The following is a 24,671-nucleotide window of genomic DNA, read 5'->3' on the forward strand; positions in this document are numbered from 1 at the left end:
AGAACGCCCTGCCTCGCGGCGAGGGCGGTTTGTGTTATTTTTTGATCAAATATAAAGTAATCTCTTCTCTATTATGAAACAATTGCTTCGCTTTTTGCAGCGAAAACTCCGTAGAAAGTCTGGAAATGACATCTCTAATCGTCTGAAGCGGTTTGCGGTGCATGAGCTTAACCGTGATGATCGCTGTAGCGCCCTTCGCAAGGGCAGGCTCCAGATCAAGCACCAGCTTGCACATCAGCATCGGGCTCCAGCTCATATCGCAAACTAGCAAATCGAATGAGCTCGCATTAAATTTAACCTCCGAAGCGTTTCGTTTCAAATAGGTTAAAGTCGGATAAGCCATAAGCGATGGATGAAGCTCAGCAGGATCAACTGCGGTGACCCGCAAGCCGCGCTCCAGCAAAAGTGAAGTCCAGCCGCCCGGCGCAGCGCCTACATCAAGCGCATTCTGGTAGCCGGCGTAGTTCAGCCCAAATTCACGTTCTGCTTCAAGCAGCTTGAATTTGGCGCGGGATACTTGTCCTTCTTCTCTCTGGAAGCGTACCGCCCCGCCCGGCCAATCCGACAGCATGTCCGATGGCGCGCCAAAGCCGATAAAAAGCTGATTGACTGCGGCATAGATCGCAATAATGACCTCTGGCTGCTGAACAACCGTCTCGGCACCGATCTCATCCAGTACCGCATCAAGCACCGCTTTCGTATCTGCAGCGGAATAAACAAACTCCGATTTTGAAGCGCGTCTAATGTGTACGGCAACTCGTTTATTTTCAAAGGTCAGCACGGCATTGCGCACCATATCCGACAATTGCTCTAAATCATTGGCATTACCGGTAATTTCGATCGTCCGGTCCACCGGCTGCACATGCCGCAAAAAGATCGGCTCCTGCTGCAAAATCGCCTGCAGCGTCTCTTCCCGAGATTGCGGACTCGTCATCAGGAACACTTCTCCTGCCGCAAGCTGCGTAAAGGCTACACCCTCGATCAATCTGCGAAGCTCTTCCATCGCATAAGGTGCATAAGTTTGATTGGCTGTTCCGATCCATTGACTCACGTAGCATAAACCTCTTTCATATGTGAATTACCCTGGGGAAGGTCCCTTGGAGGAACCTTTTTACCCCCTGCCCCTTAAAGGGATTTTAAACCCCAAGCCCCTAAAAGGAGTTAATACCCCGAGCCCTAAAGGGAGTTAAAAAACCTAACCTTTAAAGGTTATTCCAAACCCAACCCTAAAGGGCTTACAACCAAACTTAAAAGCTTTTCGAACCCTCCCAAACCCTCCCTTCCAAGGGAGGGCCCCAAGGACTGCGTCCTCTGGACACCTGCAATTGGACTAACGTCTGAGCTAAAGATGTGCTCGCGAGATACGTCGACGGAAGGATCGCTTTCGTCCCTATCAGGACACGCTTACAGGGTGTGCGCACGTGTTGCCTAAACGGCATAACACCTGAGTAACGTTGGATGATCTGAGACGCTTATAAGTTAGGTTGCGATAGGATCGCTTTCGTCCCTTTGGGACACGCTTACATTGGATGCGCTAGTGCGCATGGATTCCTCTGGTACTTACTTAACTTTTTTATTAAGCAATGAATGAGAGCATTACTTGTATTATAACCGAATTCGTCACATTTCGTGAAACTAAAACTGTAAACATAGTTTTACGAACTACGATTAGCACCACGAAATGAGATTATTCGTTTTAAATCACATACCTGAAAGCGTGTCCTGAAAGGACGAAAGCGGTCCAACTTCCAAAATAGGCTTGTCCACCGCACTGTATCTCCAACGTTTAACGGTTTAGGAGGTAACACGAGTGCACCACAATGCAAGCGTGTCCCAACGGGACGAAAGCGTTCGATGCTCTCCCCCAACTCGCGAGCGCCTGACTGGCTTACACGTTAGTCCAGTTGCGGGTGTCCAGAGGGTGCAACCCTTGGGGCCCTCCCTTGGAAGGGAGGGTTTGGGTGGGTTCGAAAAGCCTTTAAAGGTTTGGTTTTAAGCCCTTAAGGGGTTGGGGTTTAAGCCCTTAAGGGGTTGGGGTTTAAGCCCTTAAGGGGTTGGGGTTTAAGCCCTTAAGGGGTTGGGGTTTAAGCCCTTAAGGGGTTGGGGTTTAAGCCCTTAAGGGGTTGGGGTTTAAGCCCTTAAGGGGTTGGGGTTTAAGCCCTTAAGGGGTTGGGGTTTAAGCCCTTAAGGGGTTGGGGTTTAAGCCCTTAAGGGGTTGGGGTTTAAGCCCTTAAGGGGTTGGGGTTTAAGCCCTTAAGGGGTTGGGGTTTAAGCCCTTAAGGGGTTGGGGTTTAAGCCCTTAAGGGGTTGGGGTTTAAGCCCTTAAGGGGTTGGGGTTTAAGCCCTTAAGGGGTTGGGGTTTAAGCCCTTAAGGGGTTGGGGTTTAAGCCCTTAAGGGGTTGGGGTTTAAGCCCTTAAGGGGTTGGGGTTTAAGCCCTTAAGGGGTTGGGGTTTAAGCCCTTAAGGGGTTGGGGTTTAAGCCCTTAAGGGGTTGGGGTTTAAGCCCTTAAGGGGTTGGGGTTTAAGCCCTTAAGGGGTTGGGGTTTAAGCCCTTAAGGGGTTGGGGTTTAAGCCCTTAAGGGGTTGGGGTTTAAGCCCTTAAGGGGTTGGGTTTTAAGCCCTTAAGGGGTTGGGTTTTAAGCCCTTAAGGGGTTGGGTTTTAAGCCCTTAAGGGGTTGGGTTTTAAGCCCTTAAGGGGTTGGGTGTTAAACCCTCGAGGGTCTGGGTGAAAAATTACCGACCAGCTATTTTATTTAATAGCGCGTCCGTCATGGGACCATTGTGCAGCTTGGTCTCTGCTGGCGCGTTTGTTGATAACATATGGTACATTTGCATGCGTCCAGCCGCGCTTGAGGTGTGCAAGAAGATTTGCTCGGGGTAGCGACCTGTCTCTACGATATGGCGCACCACTTCGTAGCCTGTAGGCTGGGCCCATCCTAGATCGTAATCTAGTGATAGAATACCGATCGTCTCAAGGTCTAGCAGCTGCTTGCATTCTTCCGCATTGCTTGCCAGCACGAAGCCTTTTGGACATGTACGGTAATCATCTAAATACACATGAATCATGAATGAGTCCCCCGTTCAGCGTCAGATTTAAAGCTTCTTTATTCACTGATCCTTTTGGCAGTCTGAACAAACGAATGCTTTTCGGCCAGATACTTCAATTTTCTCGATCACACCGCCGCAACGCGGACAGTTTTGACCCTCGCGTTCGTAGACTGAAAAATGGCTGCTATGACCGCCAGTCAAGCTGTCTCCCTCGGCAAAAGGCTGCTCTCCCGCTCCGCCCTGTGAAATCGCTTCCTTTAATACATTATGCATCGATTCGTATAGGCGTTCCCAAGTTTCGCGTTCGAACATCGGTATTTTTGCATCGGGACGCAGCGCCGCAGCATAGCATATTTCGTCTGAATAAACCGCGCCAATGCCTGAAATGACATTTTGGTCCATTAATGACGGTTTGATCGAACCGCGTTTTTTGGCAAAACGAGAGATGAATCGGTCGATCGTCAGTCTTTTGTCCAAAGCATCAGGCCCGAACCGTCCCAGCTTCTCCTCAACTTCCTTAACAGTCAATAGCTGCAGAGCATCCGCGCGCAGTCCACCGAAGTATAAAGAGACTGTGCCAAAATGCAGCTTCACCTGGGCAGCGCGTTCCGGCCCATCCGTCTCACTGCCTTTATACAAATAAGCCCCCTGCCCCAATTGAAGCAATAGGCGCTTGCCATTGTCCAAATGAAACAACAAAAACATTCCGCGTCTTTCAACAAACCAAATCACTTTGCCTGCGACATCTCGCTCAATTTGCTCTTCGCTAGCTTGGAAAGCTTTTACATTCGATATCTCGATACCGGTAATTTGAGCTCCCGCGAATTGCTCCGCTAATAACGCTCTATAAATGTCCAGTTCCGGCAGTTCCTGCATGAAGCTCGCTTCCTTCCTATGTTCTTCGCTTGCTTTGTCTTATATCTCTCTATGGTCAGAAATATACAAACGAAGGTTCTCTAAGTCATTGCAAATAATCGATGGCTTACAACCGGCTTGCTCTGAATAATAATCCAAATTTTCAGCCGTTGTGAGTCCCGTTAATACCAATATCGTGCCACAGCCTGCTGCCTCGCCAAATGCGATATCCGTAGCCATGTTGTCGCCAACTACCCATGTTTCATCAGCCTTTAATCCAATCTCTCGTAACGAATATCCCATAAGAATAGATGAGGGCTTGCCAATTAGAATGGGCTCCTTGCCACCGGCTGCCCTAAGCATGGCGCCTATGGAGCCTGCACCCGGAATGAGGCCATCGCTAGATGGCAGCAGCAAATCAGGATTCGTCAAAATGAAAGTGGCCCCGCCATGTATATAACGTACCGCCTTCGTTAACCGCTCATAAGTAAAGGAACGGTCAATCCCTTGGAGTACAAAATCCGGCTGCTCCTCCGTCAGCAATAAGCCTGCTTCTTGAACAGCCTTTCTAAGACCCGCTTCTCCGACTACAAAAACGGATGCCCCCGGCTTCAAACGTGAAATATGCTCAGCAGCTGCTTGTGCAGAGGTACATACTTCATCTGCCGCAGCAGGAATTCCCATTTTCAATAGTCTCTCGGCTACGTCTTCAGGCGTTGCCGATGAATTATTGGTTACAAACCGAAACGGAAGCTTTGTTTCCCTTAAATAAGTGATCAACGTGTCTGCACCATCAATGCGGTGGGTGCCGTGATAAAGCGTGCCGTCAAGGTCAATTAGCAATCCGCGCATTGCCGGTTGTTTTACTGTCATTGCGTAAGTCCTCTCAGGGCGCAAACGGCAGCTGTTGAAATCTGGTTGCTAAACTTACGTTCTCCATAATAAGATAAGCCATACCATTAACCAGCAGCCGCCTTTATTACGCCTCTTTCCTATATTAAGGTTACCCGTTTATTTCAATTGTTTTTCTGCCTTACGGCGAAGCCGCGTAATTCGATTGCGAAGCGCTTCAAGCTCCGCTCTTTTTTTGGTATCTCGGCGTATGAGCATCGATTGATTTAATGCGTGCTCGAACGCTAGGTTCGCGTGCCCGAGTGCTGATTCATAATCTTTGAGCTTATGCTCGTAATACATAGCAAGCTCGATGCTGGCTTCATGGGCTGCCGCACCAAAATGAGTCGAGGAATGAATAATAGCCTTCTGCCACAATAACACAGCACGAACCCAATTTCCAGCCTTCTTGTCGCGCTCAGCGAGCATGATAAGCGTAGATGGATTCGGCTGATCCTTTTTCATCGCTAGTTCAAACAACAGGTGAGGCAGCTCGGTTTTGCCCATGCGTTCCAGCCAAAGTCCCGTACGGACCATTTCCTCCGTTTCAACGGGCAAAGGGATATATTGTTCGATATTGCCGTTCAGCAGATGGCCAAACCGGATCGATAGGGCAGCAAGCGAGAGCATATCGATTTCATTATGGCGAAATACACCTTCAAGCGGAGCGGGATTGCCGTCCGACAAAAACTGGAAATATAGCTGTGGCGCAAGCGAGCCTGGCACATCGTCCTCGCGGTGGATGCCCAGCCTCTCCTCTTCGACATGGCTTAATTTGCAGGAGACAAGCGTGTTTTTCCATAAAGACCTAGAAGGATGCAAAAAATCGAGATGTCTCGGCTCCCACATGCCGCGGCTAAGCCCATGCATAATAAAACGATTTTGGACGAGCGGCCAGTCGAAGGTTTTGCCGTTGTAGGTTGCAAGAAAAGTGAAATGCTGCAGCTTTTCCGCCAAATAGATCAGCATCGCCCTCTCTTCTGCCGGATGTCTGATCAACGTTTGCTCGATGACAAATTGACCTTTCGACATATAACCTATGCCGACCATGAACGGAATGTTACCCGCTCCTACGCCAAGGCCTGTCGTTTCCAAATCAAGATACAGAATTTGCTCACCCGACGTTTCACGCAGCGGATGGAACGAAGACAATCCCGGCGCCGCCTCAATCAGCTCTTCGATCGCATGATGACCGTGGCGATGGTTGATTGGATAAACGATTTTCCGAAGCAGAAAGCTGCCCGTTTCGTTCGTCAACAGCTTTACATCGAATGTCTCCCACACGGGTGACAGCTGCTCTTCTTCCTCCCCAAGAGAAACCTCGTTATAATCCTCGCTCACAGCGGGCGTTGCTTCACTCTGCTTGTCCTTCTCCGTGCTTTCTCCGCGCAGCCGATTCATACGCTCTCTCATGCTGCTCATCGTTTAACCCCCGCTTCTGTCTTAAGCTCCAGCGCTGCTGCTATTGCCGTTTTCGATATTTTCACATATGCAAAACATACTTCAATTATAAGCTCTAAATCGCACACGAATTAAAACTGATCCAAAAGCTGAATACTTCTGTGCTTCCCATTGATTCCTTCTATCTCCGAGCCTATGCATGCCGGGCATCCATCCTTGCAAGAACACTTTTGTATTAGATTTTTTGCTGCGTTCTTGATTTCGTCGAATCGTTTGTAAACATCCTCAGCGAGTCCAATTCCTCCTGGATAATGGTCATAAAGAAAGACGGTCGGCAGTCCGGTATGCGCCGCTTTAATTTGGGATACGACATGCATGTCGTTTCGATCGCACATGACCATTACAGGCGCAATATGCCGCATGACGTTCGCGATGCCAAGCAGCAGCTGTTCCAACGTTTTCTCCCCAATTTCAGGGTCCACTTGTTTTAATTCCATCCAGGCAGCACTGGTATGTAATTCTTCTTCGGGAAGATGGATAGGGCCAGAGCCGATATTTTCTCCGCTGGTCAATTTGATTTTTTTGAAAATAGTTGGGATAGCGTTTATCGCGACGTCTCCAAAATTTAACGATGTATGGCTTCTTTCCGTTACCTTATCTATCTGCAAAACCTTTAAGTTTACGGCTAGGTTGGCATCCGTGTAATATTCAACATCCACTTCCCGCACATAAGCCTTCTTATGCTCCCAGTCCAGCTTTTCAACTTGGAATTGAACGCCTTCATGCAAGTAGATCGCTTCGTCGTGCAAAAGAGTCATCGCGCTGAATCGGTCCATTTCGCCAATGATTTTAACGTCAGCTGTATTTGATTGATCGATAATGACCACGTTTTCTTGTGATGCGGAACGCAAGCTAATGTTGCTCGCCGGGAAGGACTGATTTGCCCAATAAAACGTTTCTCCGTTCCGGTGCAAGATTCGTTCTTCCACTAAATATTCCATGATTTCAACGACATCCACAGGTCCGAACTGCTCCGTAGCTTTGAATGGAAGCTCATACGCCGCGCAGCGGAGATGGTCCACTAGAATAAGCAGGTTCTCCGGATTGATACGAGCTGCTTCCGGGTTGCGGTCAAAAAAGTAGTCGGGATTTTGCACGATATGCTGGTCAATGGGTGTCGAGCTGGCTACCATCAAAATAAGCGCCTCGCCGTGTCTGCGTCCCGCTCTGCCTGCTTGCTGCCAGGTGCTGGCTACGCTGCCAGGATAACCGGTCATGACGCATACCTGCAGCTGCCCTATATCTACGCCAAGCTCAAGCGCATTCGTACTGACTACGCCAAGAATATCGCCGGCCCGCAGCCCCTTTTCAATCTCGCGCCGCTGATTCGGTAAATAACCGCCCCGGTAGCCCCGTATTGATTTGGCGCCGATCTGATTTTTAACAAGCTCTTGAATGTGGCTGAGAATAAGCTCTACGCGCACGCGGCTTCTTGCGAAAATGATCGTTTGAATTTTATTTTTCAGAAACTCGGTAGCCAGATGGTTTACCTCTACTGTTGCGCTCTTTCTAATATTGAGAGGCTGGTTCACGATTGGCGGATTGTAGAAAACAAAATGTTTTCTCCCTCTAGGCGCCCCATTATCATCAATAAGCCGCATAGGCTCACCAGTTAACTGCTCAGCTAATTCCTTCGGATTGGCAATCGTTGCAGACGTACATATAAATGTAGGGTTGCTCCCGTAAAAATGGCATATCCGTTTCAATCTCCGCAGGACATTGGCAACATGGCTGCCAAATACGCCCCGATACGTGTGAAGCTCGTCAATGACGATATATTTTAAATTTTCAAATAGGCTTACCCATTTCGTATGGTGCGGCAAAATGCCCGAATGCAGCATGTCCGGATTCGTGATGACAATATGACCGGCTTTCCTTACTTTCTGGCGTATCGCAGGCGACGTGTCCCCGTCATACGTAAAGCTTTTGATATCAATGCCCATCTCATCTATGATTTCGGTTAATTCGCTTTTTTGGTCCTGCGACAATGCTTTAGTTGGAAAAAGATATAACGCTCTGCTCGTATCGTCTGCCGCAATGGCCTGCAGCACCGGCAGGTTGTAGCACATCGTTTTTCCGGATGCCGTTGGCGTAACCGCTACAATGTTTTCACCCTTCTCAACAGCCATGTAAGCTGAATACTGGTGAGAATAGAGCTGATCTATGCCGCGCCTTGCAAGCGCATCGGCTATTCTGGAATCTACTGTGTTTGGTATAGGTTTATATTTGGCATCCTGCGGTTCGATTTCATGCCAATTCACGATATTTTCATTGCCCCGCAGCTCCTGAATTAATTCTGCTAGCGTCTTCTTTTTGAACATGGCGTACTCACCTCTTTATACCTACATTTTAGCGAATATTTGTTCGATTGACTAGATAGGGAGAATCGCTGGAAAACACTTGCTATGATAAACCCATTTTGTGGGCATCATTAGTGATCCCCTCAAATTGACAGTGTCGTTTGGAACCGTTATAGTTATGTAAAATTATATTTAGATAGTTACCTAAATCTCTAACCCATATATAGGTTAAACTGGGAAGGAAGACGTTAATGTCCATCAATCTTGCTTTCAAAGCACTGTCTGACCCGACAAGGCGTATCATATTGGAGTTATTGCGCGAGCGGGATTTGACTGCCGGGGAGATCGCGGATCATTTCCAAATGTCAAAACCTAGCATTTCCCATCATCTTAGCTTGCTCAAACAGGCTGAGCTCGTATCGGATGAGCGTAAAGGCCAGCATATTTATTATTCCCTCAACTCTACCGTTTTCCAAGATTTATTAAAATGGTTCGTCTCCTTTCAGCAATCAGATCCGGGGGGAATGAAGAGGAATGAAATCTAGCATCTTATCTTGGATCATCGTTGCCATCGCCCTAACCGGAAGCATCGTTACGTATCCAGACATGCCGGAGCAAATGGCCATCCACTGGAATGTCAGCAATGAAGTCAACGGATTTGCACACAAAGCATTTGCACTCTTACTGCTTCCTGCATTAATGGTTATCTTAATCGTCGTCCTTCCCAGAAAACAAAACTATATTAAACATAAATCGAGCATTTTGATCGTGCAAAATGTAACGCTACTCTGCCTGTTAGTGCTGCACAGCGTAACGATAGCGTTTGGCTACGGCGTAGACTTCAACATTGCAATGGTTATACTGCCTATGGTTGGTGTTATCTTGACGCTAACGGGATGGCATATGCCGCAATTTCAGCCCAACAGCTTTATCGGGATAAAAACGAATTACACGCTTGCAAACGAAAGCAATTGGAAAAAAACGCATAAGTCCGCAGCCAAATATTATGTATTGGGCGGCTTGCTGATGATTGCTGCTGCGTTCGTTCCTCCCCTTCTTCAGACGATCCTCTTCTTCGGAATTATCGTCACGATTGTGCTCGCATCCGTTTACTTGTCGTTTCATTTTGGCAAGGATAACAAGTGAATTTTGAACTGCTATCACATATACGCCAAACAAGCCTTAGAAGAGATTCTAAGGCTTGTTTTTGTTTTATTATTTTCAAAAATAGTCTAGCGGCTCCTATTCGCTTAGAACGCCACGAGCAATTTCGATTTGAAGCAAATCCGTTGCCGCTATTGCATTTGGAAAATACGCCGCTGCCTCCGCCTCTAATTGGCTAAGATCCTCGTTGCTGTACCGCCCGCTAAAATGAGTCATGACGAGCTGCTTCGCTCCTGCTTTTGCAGCTGTTGCCGCTGCCTCTGCCGTTGTACAATGCCCGAATTCATGCGCTTTCTCTTCCAATCCTGCTGCAAACGTAGCTTCATGCACCAGCAAATCAGCGCCGATTGCCAGCTTCAAAGCGTTATCGCACGGCTTCGTGTCTCCAAGTATGGTTATCACTCTGCCCATATGGGAAGGTCCCGTTACGTCCTCAGGCTTTACGATTGCGCCGCTGGGCGATGTAACGGGCTGCCCTTGCTTTAACTTCCCGTAAAGCGGGCCTGCTTCCAGTCCAAGCTCCTTCAGCTTATGTACAAGCAGCTTGCCCGGCTGCTCACGCTCCGTAACACGGTAACCAAAGCTAATGACGCGATGCTCGAGCAATCCCACCTCAACCTGGAAACGATCATCCTCATAAATAAAGCCTTCATCGCCTGACAACTCATGAATAACCAGTTCATAGTCCAACTGGGTAGCGCTTATTGAAAATATCGTATCAATAAAACTTTTGATCCCAATAGGACCGTAAAGCTGGACAGGCGACACTCCCCCATCGAACGAGCGGCTGCTGAGCAAGCCTGGCAATCCGTAAATATGATCGCCATGCAAATGGGTGATAAATACAGCCTCCATCTTATTTAGCTTAAGCGGGGTTCGCATAAGCTGGTGCTGCGTCGCTTCGCCGGCATCAAACAACCACCAGCTGCAGCGCGGCTCAGGATGCTGAAGCGCAGCAGCCGTTACATTTCGATATTTGGAAGGCCTGCCTGCACCCGTTCCCAAAAACCACATATTCATATCCTCGACCACCTCACGATTCGCAGCAGCTTTTTTTTGCGCGCTGAATGGAAACGAAGAGCCCTCTCCAGCTCGTTTGACCGAACGCTAAAGGGCTCTTTCATCATTATAAACTATAGTTTCTCTACGTTAAAATATTGCGCTTCCGGATGGGCAAATACCATCGCAGATACGGAAGCCTCCGGCTCCATCATGCAGCCTTCCGTCAATTCAACGCCAATATCCTGCGGTCTCATCAAATCGAACAACGGCTCTTGATCCTCCAGATTCGGACAAGCCGGGTAACCGAAGGATACGCGAATACCTTGGTACCGGGCGCCGTGACGCTGCTTCATCGTCATTTCCGCCGGATCTGGATAGCCGCAAATGTCACGCATAATATGGTGGACGCGCTCCGCCATCCCTTCCGCTACTTCTAGCGCTACCGATTGCAGCGCATGCGACCGCAAATAATCGCCGTTATCCTTCCATTCGTTCGCTAGCTCACGAATGCCGTGGCCAGCCGTTACGACTAGGAAACCGACATAATCCATCACGCCGCTGTCCACTGATTTCAAGAAATCGGCTAGGCAGAGGTAAGGCTCAACCTGCTGGCGCGGGAAGGTGAACCGTTTGATCTCCTGCAAAGGATCTACCGGGTTGTAAATAATAACGTCGTTGCCCGATGACTGTGCCGGGAAGAAGCGATACATCCCGTGCGTTTTCACGATGCCTTCAGAAGTTCCCTTTTGCAAAATATCATCGACTGTCGCTTTCAGCTGCAGCGCTTTTTCATTGCCTTCTTTGAGCAAATTATCGACATTGCCCTTAAGCCCAAGGTGATGGCCAAGCAGCATCTGCATATTCACATATGGAATGACATGCGGAAGCGGCACATCACGCAGCACGTGACGGTCCAGATCCGGTGGCGTGAATACAGGCGCATCCGGAGAAATTTTGGAACGGACGGCCCGCGTTAATTGCGGCAACGGTTTCTTTTCTTCCTCATCGGCACCGCCGGAAGCTTTGTACGCGGCCATCTCATCTTCAAGCCTTGAGCGATGCTCAGGGTCCATCAGCTTGTTCGCAATATCAAGGCCGTCCATTGCATCCTTCGCATAAAGGACAAGGCCGTCATACTCGGGACCGATTCTTGTTTTCGTAAACTTCCGCGTCAGCGCAGCGCCGCCGACAAGGATAGGCGCATCAATGCCTGCTGTACGCAAATCCTGTGCGGTAATAACCATTTGCTGAGCAGATTTGACGAGCAAACCCGACAATCCGATCGCGTCGACTTTCTCGTTGCGATAAGCCTCAATGAGCTGCTCAGGCGGTACTTTTATGCCTAGATTTATAATTTTGTAACCGTTATTCGATAAAATAATTTCAACTAAGTTTTTGCCGATATCATGGACATCGCCCTTTACCGTTGCCAAAATAATTTTACCTTTGACGGACGATTCGTTTTTCTCCATGAAGCTCTCAAGGTAGTTAACGGATGCTTTCATCACCTCAGCGCTTTGCAGCACCTCTGCTACGATTAGCTCATTGCCGTTGAATAAACGGCCAACCTCTTCCATTCCGCGCATAAGCGGTCCGTTGATGACGTCCATCGCGGAGTACTTCTTGAGCGCTTCGTCAAGGTCAGGAATAAGCCCTTCCTTCGTACCTTCCACAACGTATGAGCCAAGACGCTCCTCCAGCGTAAGATTTGAGATTTTTTCCTTCTTCTCAACCTTCTTGTCACGGAAAGCAGCAACAAAGGCAGCCAGCGTCTCGTCTGTCGTGTTGTAAATGAGATCCTCTGCCAAGCGGCGCTCCTCATCGGGAATCGAAGCATAACGCTCCAGCTTCTCCGTGTTCACGATCGCATAGTCAAGACCCGCTTTCGTTGCATGATACAAGTACACGGAGTTAAGAACCTCACGTCCAGCATCCGGCAAACCGAAGGAAATGTTGCTGAGCCCTAGAATCGTTTTGGCGAGCGGGAACTTCTCCTTGATCATCCGAATCCCTTCAAGCGTCTCAACGGCAGAACCGATGTATTGCGGATCGCCAGAGCCGACAGGGAACATATTCGGGTCAAAAATAATATCCTCTGGATTCATCTTATATTTCTGTGTCAGCAGGTTATAGGATCGCTCCGCAACCTCCATCTTCGCTTCGCGCGTCACGGCTTGGCCGCGCTCGTCGATAAGGATCATAACGACTGCGGCGCCATACCGGTGGATCAACGGCAAAATTTGCTCGAACTTCGATTCTCCGTCCTCAAGGTTAATGGAGTTTATGATCGCTTTGCCTTGGGAATATTTTAACCCGAGCTCAATAATATGATCATAAGTGGAATCGAGCATGAGCGGCGCTTTGATCTTCTTCACGACCTGAGGCAAAAATTGATGGACTGCATAAGCCTCATCGATATCGGTATCCTGCAAGTTAATATCAATCACGTGCGCGCCGCCTTTTACCTGCGCTCTTGCGATTTCAGAAGCTTCATCAAACTTCTCTTCCTTGAGAAGACGTTTGAATTTGCGCGAACCGGATATATTGGTTCGTTCCCCGATCATGATCGGGCGATTTTCAGGCTCGATAAATACAGTCTCTATGCCGGATACGGCATTTGGATGAGACCCCATCTTCGTCCTCGGCTCATAAGCAGCCATCGTCTCCGCCATAACCCTTATATGCTCAGGTGTTGTTCCGCAGCAGCCTCCGGCAATATTCAACCAGCCCTGCTCAGCGAATGCCGACATTTTTTTGGCAAGCGATTCCGGAGATTCATGATAATGTCCGTTCTCATCCGGCAAGCCGGCATTCGGATAACAGCTGATCGCAGCGTTTGCGATTTCACTTAGTGTCCGAAGGTGATCACGCATAAACTCCGGGCCCGTTGCGCAGTTCAGTCCAATCGAGATAGGCTTCAAATGCTCTAGCGAAATGTAAAACGATTCGATCGTTTGTCCGGCAAGCGTCGTTCCCATCGGCTCAATCGTCCCGGAGATCATGATCGGAAGCTCTTTGCCGAGCTTGTCGAACGCATTGCGAATGCCGATGCTCCCTGCCTTTACATTAAGCGTATCCTGGGAGGTTTCGAGCAAGAGCGCATCTACGTCTGCTTCAATCAAAGCAAGCGCTTGCTCATAATAGCTCTCAACAAGCTCGTCAAATGTTACCCCGCCCGTTACCGACAGCGTTTTCGTTGTAGGCCCAAGTGCGCCGGCTACATAACGAGGCTTGTCAGGCGTGCTGTATTTGTCACAGGCATCACGTGCTAGTTTGGCGGCAGCCAAATTGATTTCTCTCGCTTTTTCGGGAATATCGTAATCCGCCAAAACAACGCTTGTCGCGCCAAACGTATTCGTTTCCAAAATATCCGCGCCTGCTTCTAAATATTGCTCGTGTATCGATTGTATAACATCAGGACGAGTCAGAACGAGCATTTCATTACAGCCATCCAGCTCTGCTCCGCCAAAATCATCCTCATTTAAATTCGCTTGCTGAATCATTGTACCCATCGCGCCGTCCAAAATGAGTATGCGCTCTTGAAGCATTTGTTGTATGGTCGGTTTCGACAATTTACTACACCCTTCCCAAAATCATTAACCCATAGTTTATCAGAATACCTTTTATGTGAAAAGGTAAATCCATCGACAATCGATTTAAATTGATTTATAATAATTATATCATTTTATTTCTATAGGAAAAGAGGGAATGTTCATGGCTGAAATTAGAATTCGCAATACAGAGGAACGGATTCAAGGTGAAGAGGCTGTCCGTGCATTTCTAGAAAACCAAGAGGTGCTTTACGAGCATTGGAACCCAGCTAAGCTGGAAGAAGGCTTACAACAAAAATTTGTTCTCTCCGATGAAGAGAAGCAGCAAATATTAGCGACTTATGACGACGAAATCCAAGACTTGGCTGCTCGTCGCGGCTATAAAACATGGGATATCATCGCATTGTCCGATGCTACGCCTAACCTTGATGAGCTTCTTAAAAAATTCGAAAACGTTCATACCCATACGGAAGATGAAGTTCGTGCAATTACTGCTGGACGCGGCATCTTCATTATCAAAGGTACGGATGATGTTGGTTATTTTGACGTTGAACTCGAAGCTGGCGACGTGATTTCCGTACCGGAATACAAGCCGCATTTCTTCACGCTAATGGACAACCGTCAAATCGTAGCTGTTCGCCTATTCATCGAAACAGAAGGCTGGATTGCTCATCCATTTGCTGACGAGAAGTTCGCAGGAACCAAAGCGTAAAACTTATTTTAACATAATGCAAGCCCCTCGTTAGCAGCTAAAGCTGCATACGAGGGGCTTTTTGTTGCTATTATTTAAGAGCCTAGCAGCTGCAGCAGCTCTTCTAAATGCTTAATTTCATGGGTAGGAACGATTTCGTCCGTGCGTACAGCGCCGTGGCGATTGATCCAAACCGAGGTCATGCCTATCGTATTCGCACCGAGAATATCCGTCGTGAGCTTATCGCCCACCATTATGCCGTGATCCTCTTCGACGCCGAGACGCTCAAGCGCGTGCTTAAAGATAGAAGCGGCTGGTTTGCCTTGACCGAATTCACCCGAAATTATAATATGATCGAAATAAGGAATCAGTTCCGGTACGCCGGCAAGCTTTTCCCGCTGCAAATCAGGAGATCCGTTCGTCAGCAAAAGCAGCTTGTACTTTCCTTTGAGTGCGTCTAGAACACGGAACGTTTCTTCGTATACGATAGGACGTGCGCGACGTTCAGCAGGAAATTGCTCGGCAAGCCTCACGCCAAGCTCTTCATCATCTACGCCAAGTGCTTTCAGGCCTTGTGTCCAAGCCGCTTTACGATAGCCGGGAGCGAGACTCTCAAGCTTACGGAATTCCTCTTGCTCGCCTTCGCGAAAAGGCGCCCAAAGTCCTTCAAACGGGTTGATTCCGATCATCTTCGTAAAAGGAAATGTTTCATACGATTCATAAAGGGCTCTCGCTTCACGGCGAACCGATTCCTCGAGCTCTGCAGGATCTACGCCTGTCGCATCCGCTGCCGCTTGGCATGTAGCTTCAAACGCTTCCTTTACGCTGAGGTCATCCCACAGCAATGTGTCGTCCAAATCAAATAATACTGCTTGTTTAGCCATCGTTGTTCGAACTCTCCTGCCTATTTATTTTTGCGAGAAAGAAATGCCGTTTGCTTGTGCGAAGACTTTCAGCTTATCGCCGATTTCTTCGGTAGGGAAACGGTTAGTCAATTTTGAGAACACCCAGTTGCCGCCTTTGTGCTGCTCCACGATCACATAACCCTTTTGAACGCTAATGCCTTTAATGTTGGACGCAGGAATGCGTTTATCTCCTGTCAGACGGCGAGACTGAACAAAGTCTTTGCCAATCGTAATATAAGGCCTGCGGAAGAAAAACAGTGCCGCAAGCAAAATATAACAGCCTACCGTGATCCAAAACATCGTGTCCATTTTAAACTGTGTTGAGCTTTGCATCAAAATGACGTACATGCCGATAAACAAAATCAATAAGATAGGTGCAATATAATTGCGCCCAACGATTTTCTCCGATTTCTCAGCATTAAATACGATTTGACCATTGCCTTGCTTCTTGCGTTGTTTGTTCACAACATTCATATTTTTGCGCACTTTGCGCTCCCAGGAACGTGACAAGCTGATTCTCCTCCTAATTGTTAACGCTATTCGAATGGTCTGCGGAACTTCTCAATGAAGCGATTCGGATAATCATCCGGCAATGCGCTAATTTGCTCCAAACGGTTCCACACTTCGCTTGGCATCTCCCAGCCGATAGACCCCATGTTGTCCTCAAATTGTTCTAGCTTACTCGCACCGAATATCGGTGAAGTAATGCCTTCACGCTGAATAAGCCAGCGGAGAGCAACTTGAGCAGGCGATTTGTCCAGTTCCTTGGCCGCTTCAAGCAGAGCATCGAGAATGAGAAAGTTTTTGTCTAGAGCCCGGTTAACCCATGCGCTCTCTCCGACCTTTGAGATCAAGCGCCCCTCTGTCGGCTCTTCTCTGTTGTAGCGTCCCGTTAGGAAGCCGCCGCCTATTGGAGCCCAAGGAATGATGCCTACTTTCTCCTCTAAGCATAACGAGAGCATTTCGCGGTCCATTTGTCTGCTCACTAAGCTGTATTGGGGCTGAATGGACACAAATCGCACATAACGGTTAACATCGCTAACCGCAAGTGACTTCATCAGCTGCCACGCAAAAAAGTTAGAGCATCCTATGTATCGAACTTTGCCGGAAGTAACGAGATCATCAAGCGTACGGAGCGTTTCTTCAATTGGCGTAGCATGATCCCAAACATGGACCTGGTACAAATCAATATAATCGGTTTCAAGACGTTTCAGACTTGCATCAACGCCATCCATTATATGCTTGCGAGACAAACCTACCCCGTTTATATTGGCGGATGTGGTCATACGCACCTTTGTAGCAAGGACGATGTCTGATCGTTTGTTTTTGATGGCTTTGCCGACAATCTCCTCGGAACGGCCGCTTACATAAACGTCGGCCGTATCGAGAAAATTGCCCCCGCGATCTACAAAACGATCAATCATGTCGATTGAATCCTCTTCACTTGTCGTATTGCCAAATGTCATCGTTCCCAAACATAGCTCGGATACAGCCAGTCCACTTTTTCCTAACAGATTATATTTCATCTAAATACCCTCCCATGGCTATTAAATGAGTATGACTGTCGTTAGTTAGTGCTTGATGTTTTTGTCGCTGTCATCCACAATTTCAATTGTTTCCAGCTGCTGGCGAAAATTGTTTTTGAAGTTGGTCAAATATTGCTTGCGCAGCTCATCTCTTTCAGCCATTTCTTCATCGGTTAAGCCTACCGATTTATTTTTACGAGCTAGCTCGTTAATACGTTCAATTATTTTCGAAAATTCCATTACTTGCTCTACTCCTCTCATGATGAAAAAACCTCTACACTATACTTTGACATTTTCAACGTTCAGTTGTCAAGGAATCGTAGAGGCTTCATATTTAAAGGATTCAATTATTGTAGAGCTATTATTGCAAAACGACCTGATCGCCAACCTTCAGCCCTTCAAGAACTTCAGTGAGTTCCGGCGTTTCAAGACCAATTTTAATTTCCTTTCTTTCATACTGGCCATTTCCGGAATCCAGCATAACAAAATGTTTATCCTTTTCGCGAATGATCGCTATCGATGGTACAGCAGTCGTATTTTCTTTGCGTTCGGTCTCAATGGCACCATTCAAGCTTAAACCCGCTATCAAATACTCGCTAGGCTCTAGAACGATTACCACCTCGAACTGAGCAGCTTGATTTAGGTTGTTCTGATCCGTCCCTGTTTTCGCAAATTTTGATACTCTCAGCACTTTCCCTGTCAGCTTCAGATCCTTCATCGCGTTCATCTTCACTTGGACGGGCATGCCTGGCTTAATGCGGAATACGTCCTGCTCTCCAACTAATGCGATGAATTGCAGCTTATTTAAATCAACAACCTTGCCCACATATTCATTATCCGCCAAAGCCTGCGGCCGTTTGTTAGCATTGTCGAACAAAAAGATACCCGTAGCCGGCGAGCGGAGGCTCGACTCTTTCAGCTTATTCTTCTTCACTAGCAGCTCTTTGGCTTGAATGCTCGAAGTCACTTCATTCAATTCCTTCGTCAAACGAGCGATTTCCTTCGTTACAAGCAGTTTTTTGCGTGCTTCTTCTGTCGATTCTAGCGGGTTCGCTTCATCATCCACCTGACTCAAATAGTCGTTCAGGTCAGCCTCAAGGCTAGCCTTATGTAAAGCCGCCTCCGCTTGCAAAATCTCGTTTTGCACAGCAGTTTGATCGAGTTTAAACAGCACATCGCCTTTCTTCACCTGCTGACCGTCTTCGATTGCCCATTCAGTCACTTTAGAGCCATAAGGGGCATATACAAGCGTTTCTTGCTCATACAATGACTTTCCTTTCACCTCAACCTTATTCGCAATCGTTTCTTTCGTTACTTGAAAGGCAATAGGCTGCGAGTCTGACGTTATCTCTACAAGCTTGGTCGGATTTCCCATTCTATATAAAACAAAGCTAATTCCAATAATAACAAGTCCAATGATTCCCCACTTTATTTTCTTCTTCATCTTTAAGCTCCTTCTTATACTCTAAATTAATCACGTCTAATCGCTGTCAAAGCATCTGTACGGGATGCGCTCACCGCGGGGTAAATACCTGAGAAAATGCCGGTAGCAAGCGCGAACGCCATGCCAATGGGTATCGTTAATAGCGGAATAAAAATAATAACCGAATCCTGCTCACCGGATAAATTCGTTATAAGACCGTTAATGCCCCAAACGATCCAGTATGAAAATAGTACGCCGAGCAATCCGCCAAGCAGCCCCAGCAAGGCCGCTTCTACGATAAACATATTTCGAATTTGGGCAAGGTTAGCGCCAAGCACCTTCATAATGCCAATTTGCCTTCGCCTCTGGTAGGTAGACATCGTCATCGCAACGACGATAGATATCGAAGCGATAATAAGAATAAAAACACCGATGCCAAGAGCAGCTGCTTTTATTATTTTAAACTCATTTGCAAGCCGTTCCTTTTGAAATAAATTGGTTTGCGTGGAGACAACAAGCTTTTTGAGCTGCTGCTCGACCTGCTCGATATTGGATTGATTATCAACCTTCACAATAATGGAATTATAGGATTCCTGTTCATCTCCTCGCATTTTGAGCTCTTTCTTAAGCAGCTCCGCTGTTGCAATGGAAATGTAGCCCTTCTTGTCATACATGATCTGGTCATCTTTGACGCCAGTTGGTTTTTTCAGTACGCCAACGACTCGCAGCGGCCTGGTTAGAATCTGTCCATCTGCAGAGTAATAGCGAAACTGAATTTGCTTCTGATATAAGGGGGTGGGAATTTTGTTTAAGTTTTGATATTGCTCATACACCGCATCATCGTAAGGATTCGCGTTTATTTGATCTTGCATATTCTGTTTGGTTACTTCGTCAAAAAGACCCATCGTTGCGCCATAGCTTAGCACGATCGTATCCTCAAGGTCTGAAGGTCCCCCTTGCAAAAATTTATGCCCGAAATCCGTTAGAACCTCCAGATCCGTGCCGATCAATTGGGTTTGATTTTGCGAGATAAGCCCGTCTAATGTCGTCAGCTCCATGTAATCAAGCTGCTGAAATGGTGCGGCAGCCGTCACATGCTGAATTTTCCTCATTATATCCAGCTTTTGCTGCGTCAATTTACCTTGCTTTAACGATTCGCTTTCACTCTCGGATGAAGGTTTATTGCCCACTGCTTGGGCGCCCGTATTTGCCGTTACCGTAATTTCATCCATTTTCAAATAGCTGTTCATTTGCTGCTCGACATAAATCTGGGCGGACTCACCAATGCTCATCGCAACAATAATGGCGGCACAGCCTATGGATATACCTGCTGCGCAAAGTGCGGTTACGACCTTTCTGCGCTTCACTTGATCCCATGATAATCGTGTAATATCACTTATTCTCAATTTTGTGGCACCCCCGCAAGCATACTTTCTCGAGCGGACTCTTGCTCCGTCACCAGATACCCATCCCGAAGCGAAATAATTTTTTCCGTTTGGGCGGCAACCTCACGTTCATGCGTGACGATGATAAACGTCGTTTCCATCGTTTTGTTCAATCGCTTCAAGATCATAATAATTTCTTCCTCGGTTTTTGTATCCAAATTACCCGTAGGCTCGTCCGCAAAAATGACCGAAGGCTCAGTGATCAAAGAGCGGGCAATACTGACACGCTGCTGTTGACCGCCTGAGAGCTGCGACGGAAACAACTCCGCCTTATCCGGAATCCCCACCTGCTCAAGCAAAGCAAGCGCCTTTTTTTTCCTAATGGATGGATGAATGGATTGGAACACTAGCGGCAGCTCAACATTTTCACGTACCGTCAAATTTGCAATAAGCTCATACGCTTGAAAAATAAAACCGATATGCTTGCGCCTAAACTCAGCCAATTTGTTTTCGTTCATCGTAACGATATTGTGGTCTGCAATGAAAATTTGTCCTTCCGTTGGCTTCATCAAGCCCGCCATTAAATTAAGCAGTGTAGATTTACCAGAGCCGGAACTACCTAATAACGCAATCATTTCACCCTTATGTACATCGAAGCTAATATTCTGCAATACTGCAGTCGCTTCATTCCCATTTATGAAGGAATGGGATAACTCTTCAACACGTAACAATTCAGCCTCTCCTTTCAGTCCCCCACCAATAGACGAACAAGCAAAGCACGAACCCTGCAGTTCAAACAAAAAAACTTTCCAAATGAAGTAGAGTCCACTGATCTACTTGATTCAGAAAGCTATTTATAATTAAAACTTTCTATTAATTGTAAATGAAATTCAGCTTAAATGCTAGGAATAATTAACCTCTGGCCCGGCATAATCTCAGAAGATTGTAAATCATTACGATCTTGAATTAAATAAATGATATATCGAATATCTTGCTTCCCATCCGTAAACTGCTGCGCAATACCCCACAGTGTATCCCCAGAATGTACGGTTACCACTTGTTCATTAACTGCTGCTTCTGCCGGATGATTGCCGGATGCATATGTTCCTATCATTAGAAAGCTAGTAAACAATAGTGCGAACACGGCCGTGCAAACGATGATCTTAGCTGCATGCTTCTTCATCAACCGTTTGACCAAGTGGCCGAGAACCACTGCTTTGCCTGTTTCTTGTTTGTGTATCGTTCTATAAAAGCTTGGACTAGTTATCATTTTTCAGCACCCCAAACGTTTGTTCTGTTTTTAGATTACACGAACAGACGTTTGGTGTCAACGAAAAAAATACGAACTTCTGTACTTAAGAACTTATGTTTGTACGAACTCCGGTTCTATGTTATAATTTGCTACAAATCTACTAATGGAGTGATCACAGTGTCGAAGATTTCTAACCGACAACATTCAATTCTTGAATTTATAAAGAATGAAGTCCGGGAGAAAGGCTATCCACCCTCCGTTCGAGAAATCGGCGAAGCTGTTGGATTGTTATCCAGTTCAACCGTTCACGGTCATTTGGACCGTTTGGAGAAGAAAGGGCTAATTCGCCGAGATCCCACTAAACCGCGTGCTATTGAAATTTTAGATCAAGAAGGCGTAGACGGCATTATTCCCCTTTCTGTAGCTAAAGTACCTATCGTAGGTAAAGTTACTGCAGGCGTGCCGATAACTGCCACTGAGAACATCGAAGAATACTTCCCGCTTCCTTCCCATTTTGTTGGAGACAGCAGCGTATTCATTTTGAACGTCATGGGCGAGAGCATGATCGAAGCCGGTATTCACGATGGTGATTACGTTATTGTCCGTCAGCAGCAAACCGCTAATAACGGAGAAATCGTTGTAGCGATGACTGAAGACGATGAAGCTACGGTAAAAACTTTCTACAAGGAGAAGAATCACATTCGCTTGCAGCCAGAAAACTCCACGATGCAGCCGATTCTACTCCAAAATGTTACGATTCTAGGCAAAGTCATCGGGCTTTTCCGTGATATCCATTAAACGAAGCAAATGTACATAAAGAAGAGGCTGAATCGATGCATACGCATCTGCGATTCAGCCTCTTCTTTGCGATTATAATGAACCACGGCATTCAAACGTTTGCCCCCCTGCCCTTCTCAATCCAATCAGCACAATGCCTGCAAGTAGCTCTTAGCTGTATGACAAACACCCAATCACCCGGCGTTTATCCCGCATAACCTATATGGTATTCAACAAATAAGGAGGTGCATTGAAAATGTCCGGTTTTGTTGGTGGGGCTTTTACAAATCTAGGCACCATTTTAGTTTTGTTTATCTTATTGGTGATTATCGCGTGCAGCTGTGGCTTCGGCTTCGGCGGCTATTAATTCAAACATTCAGCTTTCATAATATTGAAACCAAAAAAGACCCATGTTATGGGTCTTTTTGTATGCAGTCTATATCCAGCATCAAAGCAAGCTTACATTTATATGTATGAAAATGCTCCACTTCAGATAACATGCCGAAATGAAGATGGGCAAGTTACATAGGCATCGCTCCAAGCATAGGCTGTTTTTATTAAACGAATAATTGGAGGTATACTTGATGGCATTCGGACCGCAGCAACCCCCGTTTTATCCCTACCCGCCACCTTACCCATATCCCTACCCTTATCAGTACCCGTATCCCTACCCCTATCCGGAAGTGCTCCCAGTTCCCATTCCCTTTCCAATAGGCACCTTTGGAGGACCATGGCTTGGCGGAGGCAGCTTTTCTGGCGGCGGGGGCTTTCATGGCGTACCATCCTCCGGATTTCATGGGGGTCCTGGAGGGGGCTTTCATGGCGCCGGGGGCGGATTTCATGGCAGGTATAGGCCATCATACAGAAGATTTTAAATCTCATTCATGGAGGGTGAGGGCAGCTGCCCCCTCCTCCCTAAGTTCCAGCCTCCGAAATTATACCTTTATTGCGTCCCAGCTCATTTGGATAATGACATCAAGATTTTGCTGATTCGCTTCATTTTCCTTTTTGAAATGTGCCTTGGCCAGCTGAATGACAGGGAAATAACAGAAGGTCAACAAGAGATTGATGTCTGCCTGTTTCAACAATTTCTCGCGCTGCCCTCTCAAGGCAAAAGACCGCAAGGATTGAAACATCCATGCTGTGTCCTCTAGACAGAGCTTATCAAGCAGCGGCGAAGTTGAAAATTGTTCTAAAAACAAAAAGTATTCCTTATTGCTTAGCGTGAAATCCAATAAATTTCTCATGACGGTTGCAAAACCATCCTTGACAGGAGTTGAATCGTCGATATTTTGCACCAATTGCTGACTCATCTTTTCTTTAACATTCAAATAAAGCTTTAGGAGCATGTCCTCCTTATTTTCAAAATAAACATAAATCGTTGATGATGATACGTTCGCTCGCTTAGCGATTTTTGACATGGAGATGTCGGCAAATCCGATTTCGTTCAAAAGCTGTATCGTCGCTTGAAAGATTGCTTCGCTTTTATTCTCGTCTTTATGTCTCATGCAGGTATGATAAATGATCATTCGTTTTAAGTCAATTTTGTTGCAGAAACCTTACATCGCCCGCTTCAGCAACTGGTTTAACGACCACTTTGTTTTTGCGTGATTACCAAGCCTTTGACGGTTAAGCAGCGGATAGTCGTACAACGGCCCTTCATAAAGGACTTGAAACAGAGGATGGTTTAAAAAATCATTTGGCGTGACCAGCGCCGAAGGACGCTCCCACAAGGGAATGCCGCTCTTAGTCATCGTTTCTGCCACGAACTGTGAACAAAAATAGGAGTGGACAGGCTGTAGGTCCATATCCAGCAGCACGCCAAACAATCCAATCAGATTGTAGCTGTAAAGATGTTTGTTCTTTTCAAAATCACGAATGGTTTGAATCAAATTAGCACGCTGCTCCGCGCTGACAGCTATTCGAAGCAAAGCACATCGTGTATGGGGAAAATGGCGAAAGGTCCCTTCATACATATCTTCCCTAACGAAACCCGCCAGTAAAGGATTGTTTGCTTTTTTTCGTCCGAAGCTAAATACTTCATGCAGGTTTTCATCCAGGACGAGTGAAGCATGATTGTATGGCGCACCCGTAAACCCTTTAATCAGCCTTGTAAAAATAGTACCCGTATCGGACAGCAACACGTAGATGTTATCCGTCTTGCACATTTCCATGCTAGCTTGTATCATGCTGTTCACTCTCCAATAAATAAGCTCGTTTATCTATACGATTCATTTGAATGTGATCTCGATAACTTCTGAATTGAATATACCAACACATCGGCCAACCGAATAGTACTAACTCTATCTAGTACTGTTGTGAAACAAAAAAAATACACCCTTCAAAGCAGTTAGCCAAATTCTCCCCAGAGAAATGGTGATGCCTGCTTTAAAGCGTGTATATAGCTGTCACATGAATTTATTAAAGTGGATCTCCAGCA

General features: G+C 46.7%; 23 protein-coding genes. 5 read left to right on the top strand and 18 right to left on the bottom strand.

Annotated features, from left to right (window positions below):
* Positions 1–34 precede the first annotated feature (34 nt).
* The 6 genes from A7975_RS05895 to A7975_RS05920 form a co-directional block, all read right to left on the bottom strand.
* Positions 35–1,051, bottom strand: a complete 1,017-nt coding sequence (locus tag A7975_RS05895) for a 23S rRNA (cytidine(2498)-2'-O)-methyltransferase RlmM (protein ID WP_065384472.1) — start codon at positions 1,049–1,051, stop codon at positions 35–37.
* 1,682 nt (positions 1,052–2,733) lie between these two features.
* Positions 2,734–3,066 carry a cyclic-phosphate processing receiver domain-containing protein gene (locus A7975_RS05900; RefSeq protein WP_053376224.1) on the bottom strand — a complete coding sequence of 111 codons (333 nt, stop codon included), beginning with the start codon at positions 3,064–3,066 and terminating at the stop codon, positions 2,734–2,736.
* A gap of 42 nt (positions 3,067–3,108) precedes the next feature.
* Positions 3,109–3,924 carry an Fpg/Nei family DNA glycosylase gene (locus A7975_RS05905; protein WP_065384473.1) on the bottom strand — a complete coding sequence of 272 codons (816 nt, stop codon included), beginning with the start codon at positions 3,922–3,924 and terminating at the stop codon, positions 3,109–3,111.
* A gap of 39 nt (positions 3,925–3,963) precedes the next feature.
* Positions 3,964–4,776 carry a TIGR01457 family HAD-type hydrolase gene (locus A7975_RS05910; RefSeq protein WP_053376226.1) on the bottom strand — a complete coding sequence of 271 codons (813 nt, stop codon included), beginning with the start codon at positions 4,774–4,776 and terminating at the stop codon, positions 3,964–3,966.
* A gap of 138 nt (positions 4,777–4,914) precedes the next feature.
* Complete coding sequence (locus tag A7975_RS05915) at positions 4,915–6,216, bottom strand: ribonuclease H-like domain-containing protein (protein ID WP_065384474.1); 1,302 nt, start codon at positions 6,214–6,216, stop codon at positions 4,915–4,917.
* A gap of 110 nt (positions 6,217–6,326) precedes the next feature.
* The gene (locus A7975_RS05920) at positions 6,327–8,576 is read right to left on the bottom strand and encodes a DEAD/DEAH box helicase (protein ID WP_065384475.1); all 2,250 of its coding nucleotides are present in this window, start codon (positions 8,574–8,576) and stop codon (positions 6,327–6,329) included.
* A gap of 230 nt (positions 8,577–8,806) precedes the next feature.
* On the opposite strand from A7975_RS05920, the gene A7975_RS05925 reads away from it, so the two are divergent.
* A complete protein-coding gene (locus A7975_RS05925; protein ID WP_065384476.1) occupies positions 8,807–9,100 on the top strand; it encodes an autorepressor SdpR family transcription factor in 294 nt (97 codons plus the stop codon).
* Positions 9,090–9,701, top strand: a complete 612-nt coding sequence (locus A7975_RS05930) for an SdpI family protein (RefSeq protein ID WP_053376230.1) — start codon at positions 9,090–9,092, stop codon at positions 9,699–9,701. Before A7975_RS05925 ends, A7975_RS05930 begins: the two co-directional genes overlap by 11 nt.
* A 96-nt stretch (positions 9,702–9,797) precedes the next feature.
* On the opposite strand, the gene rnz is transcribed toward A7975_RS05930, so the two are convergent.
* Both rnz and metH read right to left on the bottom strand, forming a co-directional pair.
* Positions 9,798–10,739 carry a ribonuclease Z gene (rnz, locus tag A7975_RS05935; protein WP_053376231.1) on the bottom strand — a complete coding sequence of 314 codons (942 nt, stop codon included), beginning with the start codon at positions 10,737–10,739 and terminating at the stop codon, positions 9,798–9,800.
* Between the two features lie 113 nt (positions 10,740–10,852).
* Complete coding sequence (metH, locus tag A7975_RS05940) at positions 10,853–14,293, bottom strand: methionine synthase (protein WP_065384477.1); 3,441 nt, start codon at positions 14,291–14,293, stop codon at positions 10,853–10,855.
* Between the two features lie 142 nt (positions 14,294–14,435).
* Here metH and A7975_RS05945 point away from each other — a divergent pair, with 142 nt between their 5' ends.
* Entirely contained in the window at positions 14,436–14,984 is a 549-nt protein-coding gene (locus A7975_RS05945; protein WP_065384478.1) for a 1,2-dihydroxy-3-keto-5-methylthiopentene dioxygenase, read from the top strand.
* Positions 14,985–15,058: 74 nt separating this feature from the next.
* Here the strand turns inward: A7975_RS05945 and A7975_RS05950 are convergent, their stop codons facing one another.
* The 8 genes from A7975_RS05950 to yneA all read right to left on the bottom strand — a co-directional run bounded on the left by A7975_RS05950 (position 15,059) and on the right by yneA (position 21,472).
* Positions 15,059–15,847 (bottom strand): HAD family hydrolase, encoded by a 789-nt coding sequence (locus tag A7975_RS05950; protein ID WP_065384479.1) that lies wholly within the window; start codon positions 15,845–15,847, stop codon positions 15,059–15,061.
* 24 nt (positions 15,848–15,871) lie between these two features.
* The gene (locus A7975_RS05955) at positions 15,872–16,378 is read right to left on the bottom strand and encodes a hypothetical protein (protein ID WP_053376235.1); all 507 of its coding nucleotides are present in this window, start codon (positions 16,376–16,378) and stop codon (positions 15,872–15,874) included.
* Between the two features lie 26 nt (positions 16,379–16,404).
* The gene (locus tag A7975_RS05960) at positions 16,405–17,394 is read right to left on the bottom strand and encodes an aldo/keto reductase (RefSeq protein ID WP_065384480.1); all 990 of its coding nucleotides are present in this window, start codon (positions 17,392–17,394) and stop codon (positions 16,405–16,407) included.
* A gap of 45 nt (positions 17,395–17,439) precedes the next feature.
* Entirely contained in the window at positions 17,440–17,634 is a 195-nt protein-coding gene (locus A7975_RS05965) for a DUF896 domain-containing protein (RefSeq protein WP_053376237.1), read from the bottom strand.
* Between the two features lie 121 nt (positions 17,635–17,755).
* Entirely contained in the window at positions 17,756–18,838 is a 1,083-nt protein-coding gene (locus A7975_RS05970) for an efflux RND transporter periplasmic adaptor subunit (protein ID WP_065384481.1), read from the bottom strand.
* Between the two features lie 26 nt (positions 18,839–18,864).
* Complete coding sequence (locus tag A7975_RS05975; RefSeq protein WP_065384482.1) at positions 18,865–20,223, bottom strand: ABC transporter permease; 1,359 nt, start codon at positions 20,221–20,223, stop codon at positions 18,865–18,867.
* Positions 20,220–20,933: an ABC transporter ATP-binding protein gene (locus A7975_RS05980; RefSeq protein WP_053376240.1), complete on the bottom strand. Its 714-nt coding sequence runs from the start codon at positions 20,931–20,933 to the stop codon at positions 20,220–20,222. Before A7975_RS05980 ends, A7975_RS05975 begins: the two co-directional genes overlap by 4 nt.
* 164 nt (positions 20,934–21,097) lie before the next feature.
* Positions 21,098–21,472, bottom strand: coding sequence for a cell division suppressor protein YneA (gene yneA, locus A7975_RS05985; RefSeq protein ID WP_065384483.1), 375 nt, complete (start codon positions 21,470–21,472; stop codon positions 21,098–21,100).
* Between the two features lie 159 nt (positions 21,473–21,631).
* Here yneA and lexA point away from each other — a divergent pair, with 159 nt between their 5' ends.
* Together lexA and A7975_RS34430 are read left to right on the top strand one after the other, a co-directional pair.
* On the top strand, positions 21,632–22,252 hold the full coding sequence (gene lexA, locus A7975_RS05990; RefSeq protein ID WP_053376242.1) for a transcriptional repressor LexA: 621 nt from the start codon (positions 21,632–21,634) through the stop codon (positions 22,250–22,252).
* 235 nt (positions 22,253–22,487) lie between these two features.
* On the top strand, positions 22,488–22,598 hold the full coding sequence (locus A7975_RS34430) for a sporulation protein YjcZ (protein WP_082197990.1): 111 nt from the start codon (positions 22,488–22,490) through the stop codon (positions 22,596–22,598).
* Between the two features lie 568 nt (positions 22,599–23,166).
* Here A7975_RS34430 and A7975_RS06000 read toward each other — a convergent pair.
* On the bottom strand, positions 23,167–23,760 hold the full coding sequence (locus A7975_RS06000; protein ID WP_053376244.1) for a TetR/AcrR family transcriptional regulator: 594 nt from the start codon (positions 23,758–23,760) through the stop codon (positions 23,167–23,169).
* A gap of 30 nt (positions 23,761–23,790) precedes the next feature.
* The gene (locus A7975_RS06005) at positions 23,791–24,399 is read right to left on the bottom strand and encodes a C40 family peptidase (RefSeq protein ID WP_053377818.1); all 609 of its coding nucleotides are present in this window, start codon (positions 24,397–24,399) and stop codon (positions 23,791–23,793) included.
* Positions 24,400–24,671 lie beyond the last annotated feature (272 nt).

The organism is Bacillus sp. FJAT-26390 (assembly GCF_001682865.1).
In the GTDB taxonomy this organism is placed as follows: domain Bacteria; phylum Bacillota; class Bacilli; order Paenibacillales; family Paenibacillaceae; genus Pristimantibacillus.

What these genes read in the sequence shown, in the direction of transcription:
- A7975_RS05900 (WP_053376224.1), bottom strand. Translation starts at nt 3,066, where the DNA reads ATGATTCATGTGTATTTAGATGATTACCGTACATGTCCAAAAGGCTTC.
- A7975_RS05905 (WP_065384473.1), bottom strand. Translation starts at nt 3,924, where the DNA reads ATGCAGGAACTGCCGGAACTGGACATTTATAGAGCGTTATTAGCGGAG.
- A7975_RS05910 (WP_053376226.1), bottom strand. Translation starts at nt 4,776, where the DNA reads ATGACAGTAAAACAACCGGCAATGCGCGGATTGCTAATTGACCTTGAC.
- A7975_RS05915 (WP_065384474.1), bottom strand. Translation starts at nt 6,216, where the DNA reads ATGAGCAGCATGAGAGAGCGTATGAATCGGCTGCGCGGAGAAAGCACG.
- A7975_RS05920 (WP_065384475.1), bottom strand. Translation starts at nt 8,576, where the DNA reads ATGTTCAAAAAGAAGACGCTAGCAGAATTAATTCAGGAGCTGCGGGGC.
- A7975_RS05925 (WP_065384476.1), top strand. Translation starts at nt 8,807, where the DNA reads ATGTCCATCAATCTTGCTTTCAAAGCACTGTCTGACCCGACAAGGCGT.
- A7975_RS05930 (WP_053376230.1), top strand. Translation starts at nt 9,090, where the DNA reads ATGAAATCTAGCATCTTATCTTGGATCATCGTTGCCATCGCCCTAACC.
- rnz (WP_053376231.1), bottom strand. Translation starts at nt 10,739, where the DNA reads ATGAATATGTGGTTTTTGGGAACGGGTGCAGGCAGGCCTTCCAAATAT.
- A7975_RS05945 (WP_065384478.1), top strand. Translation starts at nt 14,436, where the DNA reads ATGGCTGAAATTAGAATTCGCAATACAGAGGAACGGATTCAAGGTGAA.
- A7975_RS05950 (WP_065384479.1), bottom strand. Translation starts at nt 15,847, where the DNA reads ATGGCTAAACAAGCAGTATTATTTGATTTGGACGACACATTGCTGTGG.
- A7975_RS05960 (WP_065384480.1), bottom strand. Translation starts at nt 17,394, where the DNA reads ATGAAATATAATCTGTTAGGAAAAAGTGGACTGGCTGTATCCGAGCTA.
- A7975_RS05965 (WP_053376237.1), bottom strand. Translation starts at nt 17,634, where the DNA reads ATGGAATTTTCGAAAATAATTGAACGTATTAACGAGCTAGCTCGTAAA.
- A7975_RS05970 (WP_065384481.1), bottom strand. Translation starts at nt 18,838, where the DNA reads ATGAAGAAGAAAATAAAGTGGGGAATCATTGGACTTGTTATTATTGGA.
- yneA (WP_065384483.1), bottom strand. Translation starts at nt 21,472, where the DNA reads ATGATAACTAGTCCAAGCTTTTATAGAACGATACACAAACAAGAAACA.
- A7975_RS34430 (WP_082197990.1), top strand. Translation starts at nt 22,488, where the DNA reads ATGTCCGGTTTTGTTGGTGGGGCTTTTACAAATCTAGGCACCATTTTA.
- A7975_RS06000 (WP_053376244.1), bottom strand. Translation starts at nt 23,760, where the DNA reads ATGATCATTTATCATACCTGCATGAGACATAAAGACGAGAATAAAAGC.
- A7975_RS06005 (WP_053377818.1), bottom strand. Translation starts at nt 24,399, where the DNA reads ATGTGCAAGACGGATAACATCTACGTGTTGCTGTCCGATACGGGTACT.